The 22,969-nt window shown below is 50.5% G+C and carries 18 protein-coding genes, 1 tRNA gene, 1 other RNA gene and 1 pseudogene; 16 read left to right on the top strand and 5 right to left on the bottom strand.

Translation table 11 applies throughout. The features are described from left to right. Positions 1 to 240: 240 nt before the first annotated feature. The gene (locus IV04_RS27095) at positions 241 to 372 is read right to left on the bottom strand and encodes a SymE family type I addiction module toxin (protein ID WP_369794896.1); all 132 of its coding nucleotides are present in this window, start codon (positions 370 to 372) and stop codon (positions 241 to 243) included. A gap of 29 nt (positions 373 to 401) precedes the next feature. Between IV04_RS27095 and IV04_RS09685 the strand changes: the two are divergent. The 3 genes and pseudogenes from IV04_RS09685 to IV04_RS09695 all read left to right on the top strand — a co-directional run. Next, positions 402 to 551, top strand: a pseudogene (locus IV04_RS09685) (recombinase XerD); the annotation flags it as partial. Positions 552 to 604: 53 nt separating this feature from the next. After that, positions 605 to 868, top strand: a complete 264-nt coding sequence (locus tag IV04_RS09690; RefSeq protein ID WP_037401093.1) for a type II toxin-antitoxin system ParD family antitoxin — start codon at positions 605 to 607, stop codon at positions 866 to 868. Beyond that, complete coding sequence (locus tag IV04_RS09695; protein ID WP_037401090.1) at positions 865 to 1,170, top strand: type II toxin-antitoxin system RelE/ParE family toxin; 306 nt, start codon at positions 865 to 867, stop codon at positions 1,168 to 1,170. Before IV04_RS09690 ends, IV04_RS09695 begins: the two co-directional genes overlap by 4 nt. A 679-nt stretch (positions 1,171 to 1,849) precedes the next feature. Here the strand turns inward: IV04_RS09695 and IV04_RS26065 are convergent. Then, positions 1,850 to 2,044, bottom strand: a complete 195-nt coding sequence (locus tag IV04_RS26065) for a hypothetical protein (RefSeq protein WP_152562855.1) — start codon at positions 2,042 to 2,044, stop codon at positions 1,850 to 1,852. 507 nt (positions 2,045 to 2,551) lie between these two features. Between IV04_RS26065 and IV04_RS09705 the strand changes: the two genes are divergently transcribed. Beyond that, entirely contained in the window at positions 2,552 to 3,343 is a 792-nt protein-coding gene (locus tag IV04_RS09705) for a PhzF family phenazine biosynthesis protein (RefSeq protein WP_037401084.1), read from the top strand. A 98-nt stretch (positions 3,344 to 3,441) separates the two neighbouring features. Here IV04_RS09705 and IV04_RS09710 read toward each other — a convergent pair whose 3' ends face one another. Beyond that, positions 3,442 to 6,528 carry an efflux RND transporter permease subunit gene (locus IV04_RS09710; RefSeq protein WP_037401081.1) on the bottom strand — a complete coding sequence of 1,029 codons (3,087 nt, stop codon included), beginning with the start codon at positions 6,526 to 6,528 and terminating at the stop codon, positions 3,442 to 3,444. After that, positions 6,525 to 7,523: an efflux RND transporter periplasmic adaptor subunit gene (locus IV04_RS09715; RefSeq protein WP_197062180.1), complete on the bottom strand. Its 999-nt coding sequence runs from the start codon at positions 7,521 to 7,523 to the stop codon at positions 6,525 to 6,527. Before IV04_RS09715 ends, IV04_RS09710 begins: the two co-directional genes overlap by 4 nt. Positions 7,524 to 8,207: 684 nt before the next feature. Between IV04_RS09715 and IV04_RS09720 the strand changes: the two genes are divergently transcribed. From IV04_RS09720 to IV04_RS09740, 5 genes are all read left to right on the top strand, one after another. After that, positions 8,208 to 9,704, top strand: a complete 1,497-nt coding sequence (locus IV04_RS09720; RefSeq protein ID WP_037401075.1) for a sodium:alanine symporter family protein — start codon at positions 8,208 to 8,210, stop codon at positions 9,702 to 9,704. Positions 9,705 to 10,199: 495 nt separating this feature from the next. Continuing rightward, a complete protein-coding gene (locus tag IV04_RS09725) occupies positions 10,200 to 10,823 on the top strand; it encodes a hypothetical protein (RefSeq protein WP_037401072.1) in 624 nt (207 codons plus the stop codon). A 581-nt stretch (positions 10,824 to 11,404) separates the two neighbouring features. Further along, positions 11,405 to 12,031 carry a LuxR C-terminal-related transcriptional regulator gene (locus IV04_RS09730; protein ID WP_037401069.1) on the top strand — a complete coding sequence of 209 codons (627 nt, stop codon included), beginning with the start codon at positions 11,405 to 11,407 and terminating at the stop codon, positions 12,029 to 12,031. Positions 12,032 to 12,332: 301 nt separating this feature from the next. Then, on the top strand, positions 12,333 to 12,965 hold the full coding sequence (locus tag IV04_RS09735; protein WP_231566286.1) for a histidine phosphatase family protein: 633 nt from the start codon (positions 12,333 to 12,335) through the stop codon (positions 12,963 to 12,965). A gap of 202 nt (positions 12,966 to 13,167) precedes the next feature. Further along, a complete protein-coding gene (locus IV04_RS09740) occupies positions 13,168 to 13,404 on the top strand; it encodes a DUF4282 domain-containing protein (RefSeq protein WP_037401067.1) in 237 nt (78 codons plus the stop codon). Between the two features lie 70 nt (positions 13,405 to 13,474). On the opposite strand, the gene IV04_RS09745 is transcribed toward IV04_RS09740, so the two are convergent. After that, positions 13,475 to 14,224 carry an NAD(P)-dependent oxidoreductase gene (locus IV04_RS09745; RefSeq protein ID WP_037401064.1) on the bottom strand — a complete coding sequence of 250 codons (750 nt, stop codon included), beginning with the start codon at positions 14,222 to 14,224 and terminating at the stop codon, positions 13,475 to 13,477. Positions 14,225 to 14,842: 618 nt separating this feature from the next. On the opposite strand from IV04_RS09745, the gene bglF reads away from it, so the two are divergent. From bglF to dppC, 7 genes are all read left to right on the top strand, one after another. Beyond that, entirely contained in the window at positions 14,843 to 16,711 is a 1,869-nt protein-coding gene (bglF, locus tag IV04_RS09750) for a PTS beta-glucoside transporter subunit IIABC (protein ID WP_037401061.1), read from the top strand. Positions 16,712 to 16,733: 22 nt separating this feature from the next. Next, entirely contained in the window at positions 16,734 to 18,134 is a 1,401-nt protein-coding gene (locus tag IV04_RS09755; RefSeq protein ID WP_037401059.1) for a glycoside hydrolase family 1 protein, read from the top strand. A 103-nt stretch (positions 18,135 to 18,237) separates the two neighbouring features. Further along, a tRNA-Pro gene (locus tag IV04_RS09760) sits at positions 18,238 to 18,314 on the top strand. A 31-nt stretch (positions 18,315 to 18,345) separates the two neighbouring features. Beyond that, positions 18,346 to 18,475: non-coding RNA, RtT sRNA (locus tag IV04_RS25170), on the top strand. Between the two features lie 672 nt (positions 18,476 to 19,147). Continuing rightward, positions 19,148 to 20,755, top strand: a complete 1,608-nt coding sequence (gene dppA / locus IV04_RS09765) for a dipeptide ABC transporter periplasmic-binding protein DppA (RefSeq protein ID WP_037401056.1) — start codon at positions 19,148 to 19,150, stop codon at positions 20,753 to 20,755. Between the two features lie 269 nt (positions 20,756 to 21,024). After that, positions 21,025 to 22,044, top strand: coding sequence for a dipeptide ABC transporter permease DppB (gene dppB / locus IV04_RS09770; RefSeq protein ID WP_037401053.1), 1,020 nt, complete (start codon positions 21,025 to 21,027; stop codon positions 22,042 to 22,044). Between the two features lie 11 nt (positions 22,045 to 22,055). Further along, the gene (gene dppC, locus IV04_RS09775) at positions 22,056 to 22,958 is read left to right on the top strand and encodes a dipeptide ABC transporter permease DppC (RefSeq protein WP_037401050.1); all 903 of its coding nucleotides are present in this window, start codon (positions 22,056 to 22,058) and stop codon (positions 22,956 to 22,958) included. The last annotated feature ends 11 nt before the right edge of the window (positions 22,959 to 22,969 follow it).

Genomic DNA, 22,969 nt, shown 5'->3' on the forward strand with positions numbered 1-22,969 from the left:
CGGTGATATGGTAATCGAATTACAAAGGACTTTGATCTTGTTGTCAGGATCTTTAAAGAGTTCTTCGATACTGGCAATGTATCAACGGATCTTCTAAACTGAAATTATAGCCCCAGCCAATCGGCTGGGGTTCTTGCTTTTACGCCCTGAAAACTTCCCCTTCCCGCTTTTGCAACCGGAGCACTCCGGGCGCAGCGGTCACCTCAAGCTGTTCAGCACTGGCAATGCCGGACTCGGTGTTCATGCGTTCCCTTCTGTGGCGGGAGTGGTGCGGATAATCAGTTGGCCGTGTTCGGCGGTAATGCTCGCCGGTTGGCCCTGGGTAAACCCCAATGCTTCCAGCCATTGTCCCTTGATGGTCAGTTGCGGCAATGGGTTCGGCCTGCCGCTGTTGGTGCGGTATCCGCTGGATACAGGCGATACTGGGCCATGCGAGTATCGAATCGACGCAAATCTATACGCAAGTGAGTATCCGGGCGTTGCAGGCGGTTCATGCTTCTACGCATCCGGCGGAGCAGTCGGAGAGTGAGCAGGTTGATGATAATGAGTAAGTCTGAAATACTAACAGTTATTAACTGATAGTAATCCTGATGGAGAAAATACGATGCCAACCAGCGTGGCCCTGAGCCCCTACTTCGAGGCGTTTATCCGGGAACAGATAGAAAGCGGACGCTACAACAATACCAGCGAAGTTATCCGTGCTGGACTCCGTGCACTGGAGGAGCGTGAACAACAGATGAAACTGGAATCACTGCAAAAAGCGGTCAATGCAGGCATAAACAGCGGCGAAAGCAAGGATGCAGAAGTGGTGTTCAGCCGACTGACGCGTAAATACCGGCGCATGGCAGAAGGTGAGCGGAGCGAATGAAGCTGAGTTTATCGCCACTGGCAGAGCATGATATAGAAGCCATCGGCGACTATATCGCCCAGGATAATCCGTTAAGGGCGATGAGCTTTACCGAGGAGTTGTATCAGCAATGCCTGCTGATAAGTGAATCGCCAGCCGTTTACCGTGAGAGGCCAGAGCTGGGCCATAGGATAAGAAGTTGTGCTTACGGGCGTTACCTTATCGTGTTCAGCGTTAATGATGTTGAAGTGAGAATAGAACGGGTGCTGCACGGAGCCCGAGATATCAGCCTGTTGTTCCCGGAGCCGCCTGAGAGTCCGTAAGCTCTCTGCCAGTGTGTTGGCGAGTGCCCTGGCATCCGCTTGCGGAGGCTCGCCGCCCCGCACCTGGCAGGCGCCGATGCCATTGATGTGTGAGTAGTTGCTCTTTAACAGGTAGGGGAAAATGGCGTCGTGGGCGTAAAAGTCGCGTCGGGGCAAAAAGTTGTCTGCGCCAAAATGCACTGGCGAAAAGGGGTTGTAACTGGCTGACGGGACAGGGAAAAAGTGAGTTCGGCAGTAGTCTTCACGACGGAGCATGTTGTTGTGGAGAATAACGTTCCAGGTTTTGTATTTGATGCTGTAGGCTCTCTCGGAACTGAGTTTTTGGGAGGGCACATAAAGAACGCATCAAATCCTCCAACAGCTACGGACATACAAACGGATAAACAGGAAAATAAAAAATGATTATTTACTTTAATTTATTCATGTTTTTTCGCATATTGGTGTGTTTTTTCCTTGGTGCTGTAGCGTCACTGTATATATATATTACAAAGGGTTATTTTTACATACCTCTTGGGCAGATAAAACGAGCAATAGTATTCGGTTGCGTTGCTGGAAGTACAATCACACTGTATGCATTAGTCGTTAATGTAATAGATAAATTTAGTACCAAAAAATCTCCCCCTACAAATCCTGAGTAAGCAAAATCATCCCCGGCCAAAACTGGCCGGGGATGTGACTTCTAACCCTTTCTTCCTGCCGCTGTAATCAGATCATTCGGAATGTAGCGGTGAGTATCTGTTGCTCCAGGACTATCAGGTGGCTTGAATGGTTCAGTTGGTGCTGCATTGAGGGAAAATTTACCGATGATGAAGTGCGGAACATCAGAAATGGAAAATAAGAAGATAGATATAAAAATTTTTTCCTGTCTAGTCATATCTTTCATTGAATAGATGGTAATTAATTTTTTTATATTGGGAATTATAACTGGATCTATCTCGCCGTTTTACCGTCCCCGTAATCCTACGGTTAGGTTCTCAAGCGCAGTTACCCAAACCTTCCAGCTGCTCTGTTTTCAGCAGGTTCATGGTGTAGAAATGCGATCAGTGAACCCGCAGACTTAGATGATATTTTGCCTAATGCTATCACTGAATTTTTTTATTAATCAGTTGCGACAGCTCACACAGATGAGTGATTAATGTATCGAGCTTTTCTTGTTGATTGGCATCAAATGATTGAACATCTGTCGGCGCGGTTTTTTCCAGCGTGTCGATTATGCTTTCAACCTCTTGGTAATGTTTGGAAATGAGTGAAGAAATGCCTAGAACTGCACATTTTAGTGTGTTCAATTTGCCAGTTAGCTCTTGAAGATGGTGTTCCTCAACCGAGCTTCTTCAATAACTTTGCTATTTTTTTGCCCAAAGAGCGATTAGAGGTTTACGCGATGCAACAAATTGATTTTTACATGATAGATGCCTTCAGTAACACGACCTTTGGCGGTAATGCCGCAGCAGTATGCCCGCTCACAGAATGGTTGCCTGATGAAACATTATTGAAAATGTCTAAGCAGCATAACCAGTCAGAAACAGCATTTTTTGTCGCAAATGATAATGGTTTTGAGTTGCGCTGGTTTACCTCCCAGGCTGAAATAAATCTGTGCGGACATGCCACACTGGCAGCTGCGCACGTTATCTTTGAACATCTTGATTACCAAGACACGACTATTCATTTTGATACCCGATTTGTTGGCCCCCTGACGGTGACACGCAACGGTGAATGGCTGACGCTTGATTTCCCTGCCTGGGAAACCAAATCCATCATGCCGCCGTCATTATTGCTGGAAGCGTTGGGTATCACAGAATGCAAAGAAGTGCGCGTGGCGCGTGATTACTTGGTAGTCATGGAGAATCAGCAGCAGGTAGAAACGGTACGTCCGAATATCAATGCCATGCTGCCTTTGGGAAAAATGGTTTGTATAACCGCTCCAGGTGACAGGGAATATGATTTTGTTAGCCGTTTCTTCTGCCCAGGCGAAGCTGTTGCGGAAGATCCTGTTACAGGTTCGGCGCATAGCATGCTCATTCCTTACTGGGCTGAAAAACTGAATAAAACGCAGATGTTGGCGCATCAGGGATGTGATCGTGGCGGGGATTTACGCTGCCAACAAGTGGGCGATCGCGTTAACATCGGCGGACAGGCAACAACGTATCTGATTGGCAAAGTGCTATTGCGCTAGAACTTCCAGAATATAAGGTCCGCTGGTAGCGCCTACACGATGCCGGGGCTAGGTGGATTGTCTGAGCGGGGCATTGAATGACCCGCTCAGATCCGTGGTTAAGACGGCTTTTTAATGAATTTGCGGTAACACCACTGGCTAAAGTCATCAACGTATAAAAATATCGCCGGGATCACCAGCAGGCTCAGCACGGTTGAGGTCAACAAGCCGCCAATCACGGCAATTGCCATCGGTGAACGGAAGCTGGGATCGGCATTGCCTAGCCCTATCGCAATTGGCAACATACCTGCCCCCATAGCAACAGTGGTCATGATGATCGGGCGCGCACGTTTATGGCAGGCATCCATCAGGGCCTCTTGACGCGGTTTGGCCGCAACGGCTGGCCGCCCGTCGCTGCCATCATTGCCACGCCGCGCCACAATAGCGTACTCCACCAGCAAAATAGAGTTTTTTGTGGCAATTCCCATCAACATGATCAACCCAATCAGCGAAGGCATTGACAAGCTTTGCCCAGCAGCTAACAGCCCGACGAAGGCCCCTCCTAAAGAGAAAGGCAGTGCGGCAAGGATGGTCACCGGGTGGAGGAAATGTTTGAACAGCAGCACCAACACGATGTAAATACAGAGGATACCGATCAGCATGGCCAACCCAAAGCTGGCAAAGAGTTCGCTCATGGTTTCAGCATCGCCTACTTCTACCACACTCACCCCGGCAGGCAAATTCTGTATTGAGGGCAGTTTTTTAACCTCACTGACCACGGTACCTAATGGAACATTGGAAAGTTCAATCTCCAGATTGATATTGCGCGAGCGATCGTAGCGGTTGATCACCGCAGGCCCGCTGGCGATCGCGATATCTGCAACCTGGCTGAGCATCACCGGGCCTTTAGTACCGGGGATAATAAGACGTTTTAATGTTTCGATATCTTGCCGTGCGGCATCATCCAGTTTTACCACGATGTCCAGTTGCCTTTGGGGTAAATTCAACTTTGGCAACGACATATCATAATCCCCCAACGTGGCGACCCGCAGCGTCTCTCCGATAGCGGCACTGCTGACCCCCAGATCGGCTGCGCGGGCAAAGTCAGGGCGAATGACCACTTCTGGCCGGACGAGGCTGGCGGTTGACACGATATTTCCCAACCCTGGAATCGTGCGCAAATCGCGCAGCACCGCCTGTTGGGCGGATATCAGGTTGCGCGGATCTTCGCCACTCAGCACCAGAATATATTTCTCTCCAGATGCCCCTAGACCCACTTTGGTGCGCACCCCAGGCAGTTGTGTCAGTAGATTGCGGATGCGCGCTTCAATAGGTTGTTTACGCTCCCTCTCATTGCGCTCAATGAGTTGGATGGTCAAGGTCGCATTACGCGGCTCCACCAGGGCGGAGGAGAAGGGATCACTTCCCGCACTTCCGGCGCCAACAGTGGTATAGATGCTGCGTATTTCAGGGACCTGAAGGAGTAACTGACGAGCCTGTTCAGCTATCGTTTCAGTCTGGGCTAACGTCGAGCCCGGCGGCAGCTCAATAGACACTTGAGTTTGCGAGTTATCATCCGGCGGCATAAATCCAGAAGGGAGCAGGGGGATCAACATCAGTGAGGCAATAAAGAATAGCCCGACAGAAAGCAGCGTTTTGACCTTATGATGAGTACACCAGTTGACGAGGCGTAAATAGCGGGTGAGCCAGGCTGGATCGCGATCGCTTCCCACGATGGGTTTGAGCAGATAAGCGGCCATCATCGGCGTAAGAATGCGCGCAACGACCAGTGAGGCAAAAACGGCGATCGATGCAGTCCAACCGAACTCTTTGAAAAATTTGCCTGCAATACCACTCATAAACGCCGTAGGAAGGAAGACGGCGATCAGGGTAAAAGTGGTTGCAATCACCGCCAAGCCAATCTCATCTGCGGCTTCCATCGCAGCTTCATAGGGGGTTTTACCACCGCGCAAGTGACGCACGATGTTTTCGATCTCAACAATCGCGTCATCAACCAGAACCCCGATCACCAACGACAGTGCCAACAGGCTGATCACATTGATAGAAAACCCCAGTAAAGCCATCCCAAAAAAGGCTGGGATCACCGACATGGGCAGCGCCACTGCCGAAATAAAAGTAGCTCGCCATTCACGCAAGAAAAACCAGACGACCAACACCGCCAACAGCGCGCCCTCATACAGCAGATTAAGCGATGAGTTGTACTCCGCTTTGACTGGGCTGACGAAGTCAAATGCTTGGGTGAAAATCAGGTGCGGGTATTCTGCCTTGATTTTTTCCAACGCTTTTTCCACAGCGTCGCCAACTTCTACCTCGCTCTCCCCACGGCTACGCACGATCTCAAACCCAACGACAGGCTTACCGTCAACAAAGGCAGAAGCACGGACTTCAGCCACAGCGTCTGTGACAGTCGCGAGTTGATCGAGGCGGACGTAACGCCCATCGATAAGCGGGATCTGTAGTGCCGCGATTTCCTTGGCGGAATGTTGCCCCCCCAGGGTGCGGATAGTTTGTTCGCTGTTGCCGAGTTCGGCTCGTCCGCTGGGCGCATCCTGCTGCACTAAACGCAGTTGTTGCGAGATTTGTGCTGCGCTCAGCCCCAGACTTTGTATCTTTAACGGATCGAGCACGACCTGGACCTGACGATTGACGCCACCGACTCGTTTGACGGCCCCGACGCCGCGGATCGCCTGCAAGCTGCGCACCAGTGTGTTATCCACAAACCATGACAGTGCTTCGTCGTCCAAATGTTCTGAGCGCACCGCATACACCAGCACAGGCGTTCCGGCCAGATTGACCCGTTGTACCACAGGATCACGTACATCGCTGGGCAGGTCAGAGCGCACGGCCTGGACTGCCGAACGAGTATCATCCACGGCTTCCTGGACAGGTTTCTCCAGTTGAAATTCCAGCGTCATAACAACACTGCCTTCGGAGATCTTGGTGTAGATGTGTTTTAGCCCTTGCAGGGAAGCAACGGAGTCTTCCAGTTTGCGCGCCACGTCGTTTTCCAACTGTTCCGGCGAAGCGCCCGGCAAGGCGGCGCTGACGGTGACCATCGGTAACTCGATATCTGGAAACTGTTGGATCTTCATGCTACGGAAACTGATGATTCCAGCGAAAGTGAGTAGCACAAACAACATCGCTGCAGGGATGGGGTTGCGTATAGACCAGGTAGAGAGATTCATTGCGCTGCTCCCCCTATCGGGAGGGGGTTAACGCGCACTTTTTCGCCGTGGTTGAGGAAACTGGCACCGCGGGTAACGATGCGCATATCAGGCCGCAGGCCGGTGAGGATTTCAAACCGCCCTTGATATAACTGACCAATGTCGACTTTAATTTCGCTGACGTTGCCCGCTTCATCAACAGCAAAAAGATAATGAAATCCTTCGCGAGAGACGAGAGCGGATTGTGAAACGGTGAGCGCCGATATTTCACCGACGTGGAACGCCCCTTGGGCAAACATGCCTGCTTTTACCCCGAGTTGTTGCTGTGGCGTTGGGGTGATATCGACATAGACGATGGCGTTGCGGGTTTGCAGATCGAGTGCAGGGGCCAGGGCGCGGATGCGGCCAGTGAGTTCGGTTCCGGCTGTGGTGCGCAAGACGGCACTCATCCCAGGTTTGAGATAGGGTAACTCTGCGGCGGTCAGCTCTGCGCGCCATTCCAGGCGCTCTTGACGGATCAGCCGGAATAACTCGTTGCCACGGTTGGCGACGTTACCCACCGTGGCGCTTCGCGCTGAGATAACACCGTCGTCGGGGGCCAGTACGCGGGTTTTTTCCAGGCGCAAGCGCTGGTATTGGACTTGCGCTTTGGCTTGTTGCACGCGAGCACGTGCGGTTTTATCAGCGGCGAGATATTGGTCGATCTGCAGTTCGCTGAGTGCCCCGGTATTTTTTAGTTGGCGTGCGCGTTGTGCATTAGTGCTGGCTTCGTCTTTATTGGCCAGAGCTTCTGCTAAAGTAGCCTCTGCTTGGGCAAGATCGGCGGTGACCGTTTCGGGATCAAAACGCGCAAGAAGTTGGTCCTTACGCACGCGGTCACCTACATTGACGTAAATTTCTGCCAGGCGTAGCCCATCTGCCTCACTACTGACGATCGCCTCCTGCCAGGCGGCAATATTACCATTGGCATTGATTTGGCGTGGTAAATTCTGTTGCTGAGGTACTTCGATATTCACGGTGAGTGCAACCTGTTTCTCTGGCGTAGTATCACCATGAGCGGGTTTATTGGCACTTGTTGCAAAGATAAAATAAATGCTGATACCGGTTATGAGGACAACAGCGCTGAGAAAAATTCTATTTTTGTACCACGTCATCTTAATTCTCAATCCAGTGGTGGTGGTTAAAAAGTCCATTTAATTCATCATCATACTATGTCACATAATCCAATGAATCAATCATGACGACAATCAAGAAATATCTCGAAATCACATTCGGGCAGCTTTAACGAGCTCTTGCAGCAAGAATATCTTTGCAGACGGTGAAGCGGTCGAAAATTCAGTTGTTCGGTTTTACCGAACAATTGCCGGATTTGCAAAGCAGCAGCGCCACTTAAAAAAGCTGACGGGGAAAAGGATATCGCCAGTTTACTGTAGTGAAAAACCAACACCGAAAAATAGCCATTGATCGCCACTCTCACAATTCGACACCTGCAGCGCTGAATATTCAAAGAAACAGTTTAAATATGCTGGGCATTTCACAGGCTTGCGCTTGCAAACGCTGGGATTTTGCGACAGGTTAAATATGTGTTAATTAATTGCTGAATGTAACTATTACGCTCGGCGGTGCGGATAGGCAGCAGCACCGTACCCGGCAGTTAAACTGCAAACTTTATCAGGGCATCAACGAAGGAGTTGGATTGCATGAATGAATTTGTCAATGCCGTCAATGGCGTGATTTGGAGCCAGGCGCTCATCTATCTATGTTTGGGAACGGGCCTCTACTTTTCTCTGCGTAGCCGCTTTTTACAACTGCGCCATTTGAAAGGGATGGTTCGTCTGATCTTCCAGGGCAAAGCCAATGCCGCCGGGGTATCTTCTTTTCAGGCGCTTTCCATGACGCTAGCGGGGCGGGTAGGAACCGGTAACATCGCCGGGGTGGCAACCGCTATCACTTTCGGCGGCCCAGGGGCGCTTTTCTGGATGTGGATGGTAGCCTTTCTCGGTGCCAGCTCTGCGTTTGTGGAATCAACGCTGGGCCAGGTTTATAAAGAGAAGCTCAATGGAGAATATCGTGGCGGCCCGGCCTTCTATATCGAGAAAGGGCTTGGCATGAAGTGGTATGCCTGGATTTTTGCCATTGCCACCATCTTTTCCTGTGGGCTGCTGTTGCCGGGCGTTCAGGCTAACTCCATCGGGGCCAGCCTGAATATCGCGTTTGGCATCAGCCCGAATGTGACGGCTGCGCTCATTGCCATTTTACTGGGGTTTATCATCTTCGGTGGGGTTAAGCGGATTGCGAGTTTTGCCAGCACCGTGGTGCCGTTTATGGCGCTGGGCTATATCATTGTGGCCTGCGTGATTGTTGCGCTCAATATCACTCAACTGCCCGGCGTAATCCTACTGGTCTGGAAAAGTGCGTTCGGCCTTGACGCCGGTTTTGGCGCTATTCTGGGGATGGCTATTATGTGGGGGGTTAAGCGCGGCGTGTACTCCAACGAGGCAGCGCAGGGAACTGGCCCACACGCCTCTTCTGCCGCTGCGGTTAGCCACCCGGCAAAACAGGGACTGGTGCAGGCGTTTTCCGTTTATATTGATACCCTGTTCGTGTGTTCTGCCACAGGCTTTATGCTGCTTATTACCGGCCTGTATAACGTTCAGGGGCCGGAGGGTGCCGCGCTCTATACGGGGATCGCCGGGGTTGCCGCTGGCCCTGGGTATGTGCAAACCGCGATGGAAAGCATGATGCCCGGCTTTGGCAGCTATTTTGTCGCCCTTGCGCTGTTTTTCTTCGCCTTTACTACCATCGTGGCCTATTACTACATCGCCGAAACTAACGTGGCGTACCTCAACCGGAAGATTAATCGCCCCTGGCTGACCTTTGTGCTGAAAATCGCGCTGATGGCTTCTGCCGTTTATGGCACGGTGAAGACGGCAGATTTGGCGTGGGGGCTGGGGGATATTGGCGTCGGGATGATGGCTTGGCTGAACATCGTTGCCATTTTGCTGCTGCGTAACAAGGCTTTCTCTTGCCTGAAAGATTATGAAGCGCAATTGGCACAAGGCGTTGACCCGGTGTTTCATCCAGAAAAACTCGGTATCGAGCGGGCTGACTATTGGATCGACAATCGCGCTGAGGTGAACCTGATACGTGAGTCAATGGGAAACATTGATGAAAATGCGGGGCTCCCGGGCAAATAGCGCATCATTAGGAGCACGGGGGGTTCATTTTAACCGTGCTCCACGTTGAGCAACCTCAACCTGTTGGTACTAAAACATAACCTTTTTTATATTTAATATTTATAAAGAGGGACTAAGAAAGCTAACGTAAAAATAGAGATTATACCCGTCATACTTCAAGTTGCTTGGGTGTTGGCTGCGTTACTCGGCCCATACTGGGCCTCGCCCCTTCGGGGCCGCTGCAAGCAGCGTTCAAATCTGCCAAGCAGATTTGTCACTCACCCCAGTCACTTACTTGAGTAAGCTCCTGGGGATGATGAGCCTCATAAATGAGGCTCCCCCTGCGGGCCAGCGCAAGCGCTGTTCAAACCGGTCTTTGACCGGTTTGTCATTCAGTTGCCGCCTACAAGCAACTCGAATTATTTTGGGTATAGAAAGTCGGGCGGCAGAGGTTATTACTTTCTATACTCAAAATAATTTGAGCTGTAAACAATAGCTCAACGTTGAGGGGGCTTTATGTCAGGTGAGCCAAGTCGTATAGTTTACCAATTGATATCCAAGCTAAATGATAAGCAGGGGAGGTTATTCTCTACAATAGATGGGAGCCTGTTTGCGATTAATCAGCATGATGAAGAACAGCGAGCTGGGAAGGTTAAATATTACTTTATTGATGCCAGTTCTGCACTTGATGCCGGTTATAGTTTAGCCGAGTTATTCAATATGATACCGAGCTTGGCACAGTTTCTTGGTGGCCTTTATGAGCGGCATGGTCTTTTCTTTAAAAAAAAGATACAAAACTTGTTAGGGGGGGAACCATGGAATCCGAACTTATTTATTATAGACAGGATTGAAATATTACCTGAGTTTAGAGGTAAAGGTTTTTTTTTGAAAATGATAAATGATGGTGTGCAGCATTTTGCGTGCGGAGCCGAGCTTATGGCCTTAAGGGCCTTTCCGTTACAGTTCGAAGTTAATGCTGAGGGGCAAGAAATAAACAAATGGGTTGCAGGAATGAACTTGAAAGAGTTATGTCAGGAAGAGAAAATCGCCTTTCATCGTCTGGCGAAATACTATCAAAAGTCTGGTTTTGTCAGGGTTACCGATTCTGGGATTATGGTAAAATCGATTAAAAGAGGGTAGCCAGGTAATTAATGCAAAAAATAGAATAACGCTTGCCATGGTTGGGTTGAGTAGCTAAGGCATTATTTTAAATAAACTAATACACTCCTTTCATGCTAATAATGTTCGTTATTTATTCTATTAGGTCTTGGAGCTAATAACAAAGTTTACGGTGCCGGTGTGCATCCCTTGCCGCTTTAGCATAATACCCTGGTTTGTAGTGCAACACCTTGTTGACAGTTATGCATCATAAAGACAACTTTCACCCCGATCGAGACAACATTTTTTTATATGAGATTAAATTATCTGTTCAGTGCCTGTTGCCCATATAGGATTATTTATCACATATAAAAAAATGTTACTTTTGTATTCTTGAGGAGTTAATTACACTCCTGTGAGTTTCTTTTAAACCTAACAATATAACTATCTTCACTATTTGATGAGACTTGCTTTACGCTTGCTGTCGAGAAGTCAGTATATTTCTGCAAAAAATATCTTCATGTGTGTAACGGGTTATACATACCTGCAAAATCATCTCTTGGTTAATTGATTTAATTTCTTAATCCGCATCATGAACCCGAGGTTAATGTTTAAGGTGAAAAATGAATGGTGATATAGTGATAAAAAGCTCATGTAGCTTTATTGAATTGGGGATTGAAAAATTATTGGGTGATTTGATTAAGGAACGAGGAAGTGAGTTAATAACTTACTATGGCGCTGACGATCAGATTAAATCCATTCTTGTTGGTAAGTTGCTTTTCATAACTTTTCTGTGCAAGGATTACACAAATGATTTTATTTTAAAGCTGATTGAAGAAAACACCCGCAGGTTACAATATGATTGCAAGGTGATTTTGCTGACAGACTTTACACATCAAGATAGGTTAAAGAGGTGCATCATGAGTTTATATGACTCTTGCCTTGTTCTGGATGTTTCGCTGAGTATCAATGAGTTAAAAGATAAGTTATCGTCCTTTTTGTTAAAAGAAAACAATGTGGGCTATAGTAAAAAAATAACGAATAAGTTAAAGCTTTCTCAAAGAGAAATAATAGTATTGTATTACCTTTTGAAAGGGCAGAAATTGAGTTATGTTGCTGAGCGTTTAGGTATTAACTATAAAACGGCAAGTGGTTATAAGTGCTCTGGAATGAATAAGTTTGGTCTTCGCTCACTGCACACCTTTATGGTGCCGAGAAATAGAGTTGGTACATTTAATGATGACTCTTAACGGGTGAGTGAAATTTAATAATCATAGTCTATCACCCAGGCTCTCCTCGTCCCTCATTCACCCTGTTCCTGACGCGGTAAGGTATTTTTAGCGTTATCTTCCTGACGCCAAGATTAATCTTGGCAAGGGGGAATTTCTGCGGCGGGCGTTTTCTGATGAGACAGGCAGTGAAACGAGCACGCAAGATAGGAAAATGTTGCCAGTAGGATAAGGACTTATCTGATTAATGGCGTATTAGGTTGCTTTACCCGCGTCAGCATTGAACGATGGTCTATAGTTAACCCTCAGGATGGCGGGCGGGATGGAAGATATGCGCTTTATCGTGATTAGGCATGCAGAGTCACAATGGAACCGGGAAGGGATTATCCAGGGGCAGTTTGACAGTCCAGTGACGCCGCACGGGCATCGGCAGATCGCCGCATTGATGGCCGCGCTGAAAGACATTCCTTTCACACAGTTTTTCAGTTCGCCTTCGGGGCGGGCGATGACGACTGCACAGGCGCTGGCGGCACATTGCCAGTGTGAGGTTAGCAGTGACGCGCGATTGCATGAGCAGCATTTTGGTTATCTGCAGGGGCAACCCTATCACCAGGCGATGCGCAACCATCGTGAGACGTTTACGCGTATCTTTGCGGGAGATCCCACTGCTGCGGCACCGGAAGGTGAATCGGCAATGGATGTTGCCCGGCGTATGTCGGCATTTTTTCTCGGCTTCTCTCCTTTCCAGCGTGGCACCTTTGGTGTGGTAACGCATGGTCATGCATTACAGGCGCTGATTTGGCAACTGAAAGGCGGTGATTGGATGGAGGATATCAGCAAATATAACCACCCCAGTTGCGGCTATTCTGTGATTGAAGTGAATCATGGGCGGCTGCAGTTGCAAAGTTGGGGTATCGCGACACATTTGCGAGCGTTACACCCGGCACCGATTTGAGGCCTCACTTTATAGAGTGTATTCAACGGTGTTTCTCTTTTAATCCACGCGTTTACTCTTTGTAAAACTCAGAAAAGATTATTAATATTTAGCCGCTGCTTGTCAGCAGGGGGCTTATTGCCTTTTTGGGAATATATACCCGTCATACTTCAAGTTGTTCGGATTATTTGGGGTATAGGGTTTTAACGAGGGAAAACAGACTGTGAAAAATATTTTCTTTTTTGAAGCGATGCTCACGCCAAAAATCATCACTTTCGTCTATTGGCTCTGTTTGTTGAGCGTTGTGATCGGTGGCGTTGGGTTGATGGTGTATGGCGAGTTCTTCCGTGGCCTGCTTGGCTTGGTTGTTGGTGGCGTGTTTACTCGCGTATGTTTTGAAATGGTCATTATCGCGTTTAAGAATAATGAGTATCTGCGCAAAATTGCCGAAAAGCCGTAATTTTCTGTCTCATTAACGCCGGGATCCACCCGGCGTTGGGCGATTTGCCGGAGCAAGTCAGCCATGACTTTTAGGTAAAACCGAGCAGGGAGAACGCATCATCCTTAGGGTGATAACCGAGCAGGTGCGTAGTTTCCTCTAGCGACAGCCTTTTATAATGATTGTTGGAAATGCCGTGCACCACGGCATGCTGCACGTCTGCCACCCGAATGCAGCGATCAAGCAGATTGACAGCGTCCCGGTGGCTGAGAAAAGTACTCATATCACGTGCACTGATTTGTCGGTTGGCCGTCAGGGTAGTGAAGTTGGCAATCCTGACCGACAGTGACGAAAGCCCCTCCTGATAGGCAAAATAGGCGGCAATGCCTTCTCCGAAGGCTTTACTGATGCCGTACAGGTTCTTTGGCTTCGGTGCATCTGCCGGGCGAACCTGATAATCCAGTGGATAACCCTCTACTACCTGCGCGCAGCTGGCGTAAACCACCCGCTTGCAGCCTGCGTCTTTTGCCGCACGGAACATATTGAATGTACCAAGGATATTGTTTCTCATCAAAGAGGTGCAGAAATCCTTACTGGACGAAGGATCGGCGGCCAGATGTAAAACGGTATCGATATTGGCACAAGCGTTACGGCAAGCTTTGATATCGGTAATGTCAAACACCAACGTTTCATCATCGGGGCGCACATGGGTCAGCAGGCTCCGGTCTTTCTCCGCTAACCGAAACGTATAACGGTCGGCTGCAAATTGCCTGAAGGCCATCGCCACCCTGCCGCCTGCGCCAGTAATTAAAATCCGCCCAATCTTTGCACGTAAAGCCATGGTCACAACTGTCCCTAAAACAAATACGCAGGGCATCATTAATAATACTGCTGATTATTTTTGTCTACATTTTAATTAATTTTTCTGATGTATTGCGTTTTAAAAATGAGATTAATCTCATGATTTTTTTGTAAAAACAGTGACTTATTTAAGAATCTTCTTGTTGAAGGATTTAGGTTGGCGTTAAGCTCTCTTATCTTCGAAAGATACCTTAAAAAACTAATGATATGTTATCTATATGTTTTTTATGTTCTAGGTAGTGTGAAATGTTCAATTTAAATGTATACTCAATATGAGTTACATTAGCGAATAACATTAGAATGCCTAATGTTTAAGTGGCCTGTAGTATCTCATCCTGTTTTGCCTTGTGGATCACAGTTCGGCAACTTTGTGGCGGAAAGTCTTGCTGCATTGAAAAACAGAATGCTACCGTCATAGCTCAGCCGTTTTAGGGTTGTCACTGTTTCGACAGGCAAAACCTAAACCTCAGGCTTCTGTCTTCCCGTGTTGGGAGCAGAGGTGATGAGGTTTAGGTTTTTTTTTGCGCTGAATTCCACCATGGCGATTGGCCTACGCCCAGGAAGCGAGTCGGCAGAGCTGAGTGTTAAGGATACCTTTATGAAATATCATGAATTAGCCAGTGAGGTCTTGGCCGGTGTCGGTGGCCGCGATAATGTGAAAAGCTTGGTGCATTGCGCGACCCGTCTGCGGTTTAAACTGCGCGATGGCAGTCAGGCAGATGCTGAAACATTGAAGAAGAATCCGGGTATTATCATGGTAGTGGAAAGCGGCGGCCAGTTTCAGGTGGTGGTCGGTAACCATGTCGGAGAGGTGTATAAGGCCGTGAATACCTTGGTTGGGGCAGATGAAGCTCCGGCCAAAGGCGATGATGACCAAAAGGAAAATCTGCTCAGCCGTTTTATTGATGTCATTTCCGGTATTTTTACCCCGTTGCTTGGCGTGATGGCGGCTTCGGGGATTCTGAAAGGCTTTCTGGCGCTGAGCCTGGCCTGCGGTTGGTTGCTGGAGAGCAGCGGCACTTACAAACTGCTGTTTGCGGCGAGCGATGCGCTGTTTTACTTCCTCCCTATCATGCTGGGTTATACCGCAGGTAAGAAATTCGGCGGTAATGTCTTTGTGACCATGGCGATTGGCGGTGCACTGACACACCCCTTGATGATGGCGGCCTTCCAGGCGGCACAGCAACCGGGGGCGCAAGCGGAACATTTTCTCGGTATTCCGATCACCTTTATTAACTACAGTTCGTCGGTGATCCCGATCATTTTTGCGGCTTGGGTCTCCTGCCGTTTGGAACCGCTGTTTAACCGGGTGATCCACAGTGCGTTGCGTAATTTTGTAACGCCGCTGATGTGTCTGCTGGTGACCGTCCCATTAACGTTCCTGTTGATTGGCCCTGCCGCGACCTGGCTAAGCCACCTGCTGGCGCACGGCTATCAAACTATTTATGCCTTCAACCCGGTTGTGGCCGGGGCCTTTATGGGGGCTATGTGGCAAGTCTGCGTGATCTTCGGCCTGCACTGGGGCTTGGTGCCGCTCATGCTCAACAACCTGAGCGTGCTGGGGCGCGACACGATGTCGCCACTGCTGCTGCCCGCAGTGATGGGGCAGGTGGGGGCTGCGCTGGGGGTGATGTTGCGCACTCGCGACGCCAAACTGCGTGTCCTGGCGGGTTCTGCCGTGAGCGCTGGCATCTTTGGCATTACGGAACCGGCGGTTTACGGGGTCACTTTGCCGAATAAGCGGCCATTTATTTTCGGCTGTATCGGTGGTGCATTAGGTGGCGCGGTGATTGGTTACTTCCACAGTGCGGTCTATTCGTTTGGTTTGGTGAGTATCTTCACCTTTGCCCAGATCATCCCCGCAGGAGGCTTTGACGCCACAGTATGGGGGGCGATTGTGGGTACATTGGCGTCGTTTCTGTTTGCGGTGGTTGCCAGCTATCTGTTTGGCCTGGAACCACCCGCAGAAGCCCCCTCAGCGCAGCCTTCATTGGCTGACATTCCCTTGGACCGTAAGCAATTCGTGAGCAGCCCGATCGCGGGTGACATCATCCCCTTGGAACAGGTCAAGGACGCCACTTTCGCCAGCGGTCTGTTGGGTAAAGGTGTGGCGATTAAGCCGCATCTGGGCCGGGTGGTGGCACCGGTGAATGGCCGGGTCGTGTCGCTGTTCAAGACCCGACACGCGATTGGCATAGAATCGGATGAAGGGGCAGAGCTGCTCATCCATGTCGGCATTGATACCGTCAAACTCGACGGTTTGCATTTCACCGCACATATCCAAGAGGGCGATCGCGTCAGGCAAGGCGATCTGCTGATCGAATTTGACCAGGCAGCGATTAACGCCGCCGGTTTTGACACCACTACGCCGATCATCATCAGCAACAGCGATGATTACATTGATGTGTTAACCAGCGGCCACAGTCCGGTACAGGAACAGGCATCGTTGCTGACTTTATTACGTTAATCAGGATCATTGAGGAGAGACCATGAGTAGCAAATTTCCAGAACATTTTCTGTGGGGTGGCGCAGTCGCGGCAAATCAGGTGGAAGGCGCTTATCTGGCGGACGGTAAAGGCCTTTCCACCTCTGATCTGCAGCCTCACGGGATTTTCGGGGCGTTGACGCCACGCGTGGCGGGTGACAGCGGTATTAAAGATGTGGCGATCGATTTCTATCATCGCTATCCGCAGGATATTGCGCTGTTTGCCGAAATGGGCTTTAAGTGCCTGCGTACTTCTATTGCCTGGGCGCGCATCTTCCCGCAGGGGGATGAAGCAGTGCCGAATGAAGCCGGGTTGGCATTTTACGATCGGCTGTTTGATGAGATGGCGAAACACGGCATTCAGCCGCTGATCACGCTGTCTCACTACGAAATGCCGTATGGTCTGACGCAAAAATATGGCGGCTGGGCCAGCCGTAAAACTATCGGCTTCTTTGAACGTTATGCCCGCACGGTGTTTGAGCGCTACAAGCACAAGGTCAAGTATTGGCTGACGTTCAATGAGATCAACATGTCGCTGCACGCGCCGTTTACCGGCGTCGGTTTGCCGGAAGACAGCAGCAAAAGCGAGATTTATCAGGCGATCCACCATCAGTTGGTGGCCAGTGCCAAAGCGGTCAAAGCGTGCCATGAGATTGTGCCGGGTGGGCAAATCGGCAATATGTTGCTGGGGGGCATTCTGTACCCGCTGACGTGTAAGCCGGAAGACCTGTTGGAAACCCAGCGCCAGAACCGCGACTGGCTATTCTTTGGCGATGTGCAGGCGCGCGGTGCCTATCCGGCCTATATGCAGCGTTTCTTCCGTGAAAATGGTATCCAGATAGAAATCACCAGCGAAGATAAGCAGGCATTGCGTGAAACTATCGATTTTATCTCGTTCAGCTATTACATGAGCGGCTGTGTGACCATCGACGAAGCGCAAAACAACACTGCCCGTGCCAATATTCTTAATATGGTGCCGAACCCGCATCTGGCCAGTTCGGAATGGGGCTGGCAGATCGATCCCGTTGGCCTGCGCTATCTGCTCAATATGCTGTATGACCGCTATCAGAAACCGCTGTTTATCGTTGAAAACGGTCTGGGAGCGAAAGATCGCCTCGAAGCCGACGGCAGTATCAATGATGATTACCGCATCAACTACCTCAACGATCATCTGGTGCAGGTGGGTGAGGCAATTGACGACGGGGTTGAGGTGATGGGCTACACCAGCTGGGGGCCGATCGATCTGGTGAGCGCCTCGAAAGCTGAAATGTCGAAGCGTTACGGCTTTATTTACGTTGATCGTGACGACAGCGGTAGTGGGAGCTTGGAGCGCTACCGGAAAAAGAGTTTCTATTGGTATCGCGATGTGATCCACAGCAATGGCGGCAGCCTGAAAGCCAGGTAGCTGTAAACGGTTGGCTGGATGATGCTTTTGCCACCACTTGAACCGCCCGGTAGGAAAAAGTCATTGACGCATATAATCGCCAGCAGTAATATGCGCCCCGCTACGGCGAGTAGCGCAGCTTGGTAGCGCAACTGGTTTGGGACCAGTGGGTCGGAGGTTCGAATCCTCTCTCGCCGACCACATTTGAAAAACCTGCTTTCGAGCAGGTTTTTTGCTTTTGTAGCTTAAGAGGATGAGAACCTCCGAAGGAGGTTTGAGCCGAGCGAAGCGAGACAACGTTGCTTTAGCAACGGCCCGCAGGGCGAGCATCGGAGATGCGAGTTATCCTCTCTCGCCGACCATATTTGAAAAACCTGCTTTCGAGCAGGTTTTTTTTCGTCTGTAATTTAAGAAGATGAGAAAAGCCGAAGGAGGTTTGAGCCGAGCGAAGTGCGGTTTTGCCGTCAATCATAAGCGCTGAATAGCTCCCGCTTGCCGCCTGTTTTTATCCCACGCGTTTAGCATTTCCTCCTGTTTTTTACCTGGATCACAAAAATAACCGTTCAGATAACCATCATTTAGCAACAAACTTTCTTGGTTTTTTATTAGCGTTTAACGCCAGAATAATGACTTTATTCAGGTCGTTTATCTGATTTTTGGTGGGTAGCACAATTTTAAATGCCGCAAATGTTACTTAACGGTTTTTTTTATGTTTGTTTGCTGTTTCTCACAGTCTAGGTAAATCCCGACTGGTTATATTGACGGCATCCCAAACAGTTGGCAATTTGGTAGCCTCAGGGATTAGAGCGAGAGTTGCATGAGTGAATTCCACGTGCTCAAACGCCCAGCTTGATGCGTTCCATCCGGCACTTTTGCGCTATCATTCCTCTTGCCTCCGGGCACCGACTGCACGGGCCGCGTCATAAAAAATATAGGCTCGGCAGTATTTACCCAACAGGTTTCAGGCTGTAACTCACATCGTTACGGCCTGAAGACGAGGGTGTACACACATCACACAAATTGGAGCACTAGCGATGACAAGTTCCTTGGCGAAATCGGGGATTCTGAAATTCGGTATTGGGCTGATCGCGTTGACCGTAGCGGCCAGCGTACAAGCAAAAACCCTGGTTTACTGTTCTGAAGGCTCGCCTGAAGGGTTTAACCCGCAACTGTTCACCTCTGGCACCACTTATGATGCCAGCTCGGTGCCAATCTATAACCGCTTGGTTGAGTTCAAACTGGGTACCACCGAACTGGAGCCTGGCCTGGCTGAGAAATGGGAAGTCAGCGAAGACGGTAAAACCTATACCTTCCACTTGCGCCAAGGCGTGAAGTGGCAAAGTACCAAAGATTTTAAACCGACCCGTGATTTTAATGCCGACGACGTTATTTTCTCTTTCCAACGTCAGCTTGATCCTAAGCACGCTTACCACAAAGTCTCTGGCGGCACCTATGAGTACTTCCAGGGTATGGGCATGGGCGATCTGATTGCTAAAGTTGAAAAAGTTGACGATCACACCGTGCGCTTTGTGCTGACCCGCCCAGAAGCCCCGTTCCTGGCCGATCTGGGGATGGATTTCGCCTCGATTCTGTCGGCGGAATATGCGGCTAATATGCTGAAAGCTGGCACGCCGGAAAAAGTGGACCTGAACCCGGTGGGTACCGGCCCGTTCCAACTGCTGCAATACCAGAAAGATTCCAAAATCCTCTACAAAGCCTTTGACGGTTTCTGGGGCACCAAGCCGAAGATTGATCGCTTAGTGTTCTCCATCACGCCAGATGCCTCTGTGCGTTACGCCAAGCTGCAGAAAAACGAGTGCCAGGTCATGCCGTACCCGAACCCGGCTGACATTGCCCGTCTGAAGCAGGACAAAGCTGTCAACCTGATGGAGCAGCCTGGTCTGAACGTGGGGTATCTGTCGTTCAACGTTGAGAAAAAGCCGCTGGATAATGTGAAGGTGCGTCAGGCACTGACTATGGCAGTGAATAAGCCAGCGATCATCGAAGCGGTTTATCAGGGCGCGGGTCAACCGGCCAAGAACCTGATCCCACCGACCATGTGGGGCTACAACGATGCAGTGCAGGATTATGCTTACGATCCTGCCAAGGCGAAAGAACTGCTGAAAGAAGCGGGTTTACCGGATGGTTTTACCATCGATCTGTGGGCGATGCCGGTACAACGTCCGTATAACCCGAACGCGCGTCGTATGGCTGAAATGATCCAGTCTGACTGGGCGAAGATTGGCGTTAAGGCCAATATCGTCAGCTACGAGTGGGGCGAATACCTCAAGCGTGCTAAAGACGGTGAGCATCAGGCAGTGATGATGGGTTGGACCGGGGACAATGGGGATCCGGATAACTTCTTCGCCACCCTGTTCAGCTGTGCAGCCGCCAAAGATGGCTCGAACTACTCCCGCTGGTGCTACAAGCCGTTTGAAGATCTGATTCAACCGGCGCGTGCTGAAGCGAACCACGACAAACGCGCAGAACTCTACAAGCAGGCTCAGGTAGTGATGCACGATCAGGCTCCGGCATTGATCATCGCTCACTCAACCGTTTATGAACCTGTGCGTAAAGAAGTGAAGGGCTATGTGGTGGATCCGCTTGGTAAGCATCACTTTGAGAACGTTTCTCTGGATTAAATTTTAATCTGCTGCACGGCCAGATAGCAGTGCGGTGCTTACAATCTCGCCTATCTTAAATAATATGCGTCGATTGTTATGCACCACACGTCTTGCTCTCTGGCCTGTTTAGCCGGGTTAAAAGCCAGAATTAGGTACGGTGAATGTGCAGGGGCGCAACGGGTTGCGCCCCTGCATTCCTGTCCCTAAAGGAATGTTGTGAAGCATGTGAGTTTTAATAAGCTTGGCGGACGATGAGCTGCCGGGCATTGATACAGAGAGTTCGGGATATGTTGCAGTTCATACTCCGACGTTTGGGGTTAGTTATCCCAACGTTTATCGGCATTACGTTGCTGACTTTTGCATTCGTTCATATGATCCCCGGTGACCCAGTGACCATCATGGCCGGGGAACGCGGGATCTCCGCAGAGCGCCATGCACAGCTCATGGCAGAAATGGGGCTGGACAAGCCGCTGTTTCAACAATATTTCCACTATGTATCCAACGTGCTGCAGGGCGACTTGGGTACGTCACTCAAAAGCCGCGTCTCCGTTTGGACAGAATTTGTTCCGCGCTTTAAAGCCACGCTGGAACTGGGTATCTGCGCGATGCTGTTCGCGGTGATCGTCGGTATTCCGGTTGGCGTGCTGGCGGCGGTTAAACGCGGCTCGGTTTTCGATCACACCGCCGTGGGTATCTCGCTGACCGGTTATTCCATGCCGATTTTCTGGTGGGGCATGATGCTGATCATGCTGGTATCGGTGCAGCTCAACTTGACGCCGGTGTCGGGGCGCGTCAGTGACACGGTGTTCCTGGATGACAGCCTGCCGCTGACCGGTTTTATGCTGATAGATACCCTGATCTGGGGTGAACCTGGCGATTTTAAAGACGCGGTGATGCATATGATCCTGCCCGCGATCGTGCTGGGGACTATCCCGTTGGCGGTGATCGTGCGTATGACCCGTTCCTCGATGCTGGAAGTGCTGGGTGAAGACTACATCCGCACTGCGCGTGCTAAAGGGGTGAGCCGTATGCGGGTGATCGTGGTGCATGCACTGCGCAACGCCTTGCTGCCGGTGGTGACGGTGATCGGCTTGCAGGTCGGTACCATGCTGGCCGGTGCGATCCTCACCGAAACCATCTTCTCCTGGCCGGGCCTTGGCCGTTGGCTGATGGACGCGCTGCAACGCCGCGACTATCCGGTTGTTCAGGGCGGCGTATTGCTGGTCGCCTGTATGATTATTTTGGTTAACCTGCTGGTAGACGTGCTCTACGGCGTGGTCAACCCGCGTATTCGCCACAAGAAATAAGGGGCGCTCTGATGTCTCAAGTTACCGAGTCGGTAGTGAAAGGTGCGCCGAAGCCAATGACCCCATTCCAGGAGTTCTGGCACTATTTCAAGCGCAACAAAGGGGCCGTGGTTGGCCTGGTTTATATCATCATTATGTTGATCGTGGCCGTGGGGGCTGGGTTCCTGGCTCCGCACGCCCCGGCAGAACAATTCCGTGATGCTCTGCTCAAACCCCCGGTGTGGCAGGAAGGCGGTAGCTGGCAGTTTCTGTTGGGCACCGACGATGTCGGGCGCGATGTGCTGTCGCGCCTGATGTACGGTGCACGTCTGTCGCTGCTGGTGGGCTGCCTGGTGGTGGTGCTGTCGCTGATTATGGGCGTGGTGTTTGGTTTGCTGGCGGGCTATTTCGGCGGCGTGGTGGATGCGATCATCATGCGTATTGTCGATATCATGCTGGCGCTGCCAAGCCTGCTGCTGGCGTTGGTGCTGGTGGCGGTGTTTGGCCCATCGATCGTCAACGCCTCGTTGGCGCTGACTTTTGTGGCTTTGCCTCACTACGTGCGTTTAACCCGTGCGGCGGTGCTGGTGGAGGTCAATCGTGATTACGTCACCGCTTCCCGCGTGGCGGGTGCTGGCGCGCTGCGCCAGATGTTCGTCAATATTCTGCCAAATTGCCTGGCACCGCTGATCGTGCAGGCGTCTTTGGGGTTCTCGAATGCCATTCTGGATATGGCCGCTCTCGGCTTTCTCGGCATGGGCGCGCAACCGCCAACGCCAGAATGGGGCACCATGCTTTCGGATGTACTGCAGTTCGCGCAAAGTGCCTGGTGGGTGGTGACTTTCCCAGGCGTGGCAATTTTGCTGACGGTTCTGGCATTTAACCTGATGGGGGACGGCCTGCGTGATGCTCTCGACCCCAAACTCAAGCAGTGACGAGGACCGGA

It is taken from the genome of Serratia sp. Ag1 (assembly GCF_000743355.1).
Classification (GTDB): domain Bacteria; phylum Pseudomonadota; class Gammaproteobacteria; order Enterobacterales; family Enterobacteriaceae; genus Chania.

Excerpts from the sequence above, each read along its gene's own strand:
- IV04_RS09690 (WP_037401093.1), top strand. The coding sequence starts at position 605 with ATGCCAACCAGCGTGGCCCTGAGCCCCTACTTCGAGGCGTTTATCCGG.
- IV04_RS09695 (WP_037401090.1), top strand. The coding sequence starts at position 865 with ATGAAGCTGAGTTTATCGCCACTGGCAGAGCATGATATAGAAGCCATC.
- IV04_RS26065 (WP_152562855.1), bottom strand. The coding sequence starts at position 2,044 with ATGACTAGACAGGAAAAAATTTTTATATCTATCTTCTTATTTTCCATT.
- IV04_RS09705 (WP_037401084.1), top strand. The coding sequence starts at position 2,552 with ATGCAACAAATTGATTTTTACATGATAGATGCCTTCAGTAACACGACC.
- IV04_RS09710 (WP_037401081.1), bottom strand. The coding sequence starts at position 6,528 with ATGAATCTCTCTACCTGGTCTATACGCAACCCCATCCCTGCAGCGATG.
- IV04_RS09720 (WP_037401075.1), top strand. The coding sequence starts at position 8,208 with ATGAATGAATTTGTCAATGCCGTCAATGGCGTGATTTGGAGCCAGGCG.
- IV04_RS09725 (WP_037401072.1), top strand. The coding sequence starts at position 10,200 with ATGTCAGGTGAGCCAAGTCGTATAGTTTACCAATTGATATCCAAGCTA.
- IV04_RS09730 (WP_037401069.1), top strand. The coding sequence starts at position 11,405 with ATGAATGGTGATATAGTGATAAAAAGCTCATGTAGCTTTATTGAATTG.
- IV04_RS09735 (WP_231566286.1), top strand. The coding sequence starts at position 12,333 with ATGGAAGATATGCGCTTTATCGTGATTAGGCATGCAGAGTCACAATGG.
- IV04_RS09745 (WP_037401064.1), bottom strand. The coding sequence starts at position 14,224 with ATGGCTTTACGTGCAAAGATTGGGCGGATTTTAATTACTGGCGCAGGC.
- bglF (WP_037401061.1), top strand. The coding sequence starts at position 14,843 with ATGAAATATCATGAATTAGCCAGTGAGGTCTTGGCCGGTGTCGGTGGC.
- IV04_RS09755 (WP_037401059.1), top strand. The coding sequence starts at position 16,734 with ATGAGTAGCAAATTTCCAGAACATTTTCTGTGGGGTGGCGCAGTCGCG.
- dppA (WP_037401056.1), top strand. The coding sequence starts at position 19,148 with ATGACAAGTTCCTTGGCGAAATCGGGGATTCTGAAATTCGGTATTGGG.
- dppB (WP_037401053.1), top strand. The coding sequence starts at position 21,025 with ATGTTGCAGTTCATACTCCGACGTTTGGGGTTAGTTATCCCAACGTTT.
- dppC (WP_037401050.1), top strand. The coding sequence starts at position 22,056 with ATGTCTCAAGTTACCGAGTCGGTAGTGAAAGGTGCGCCGAAGCCAATG.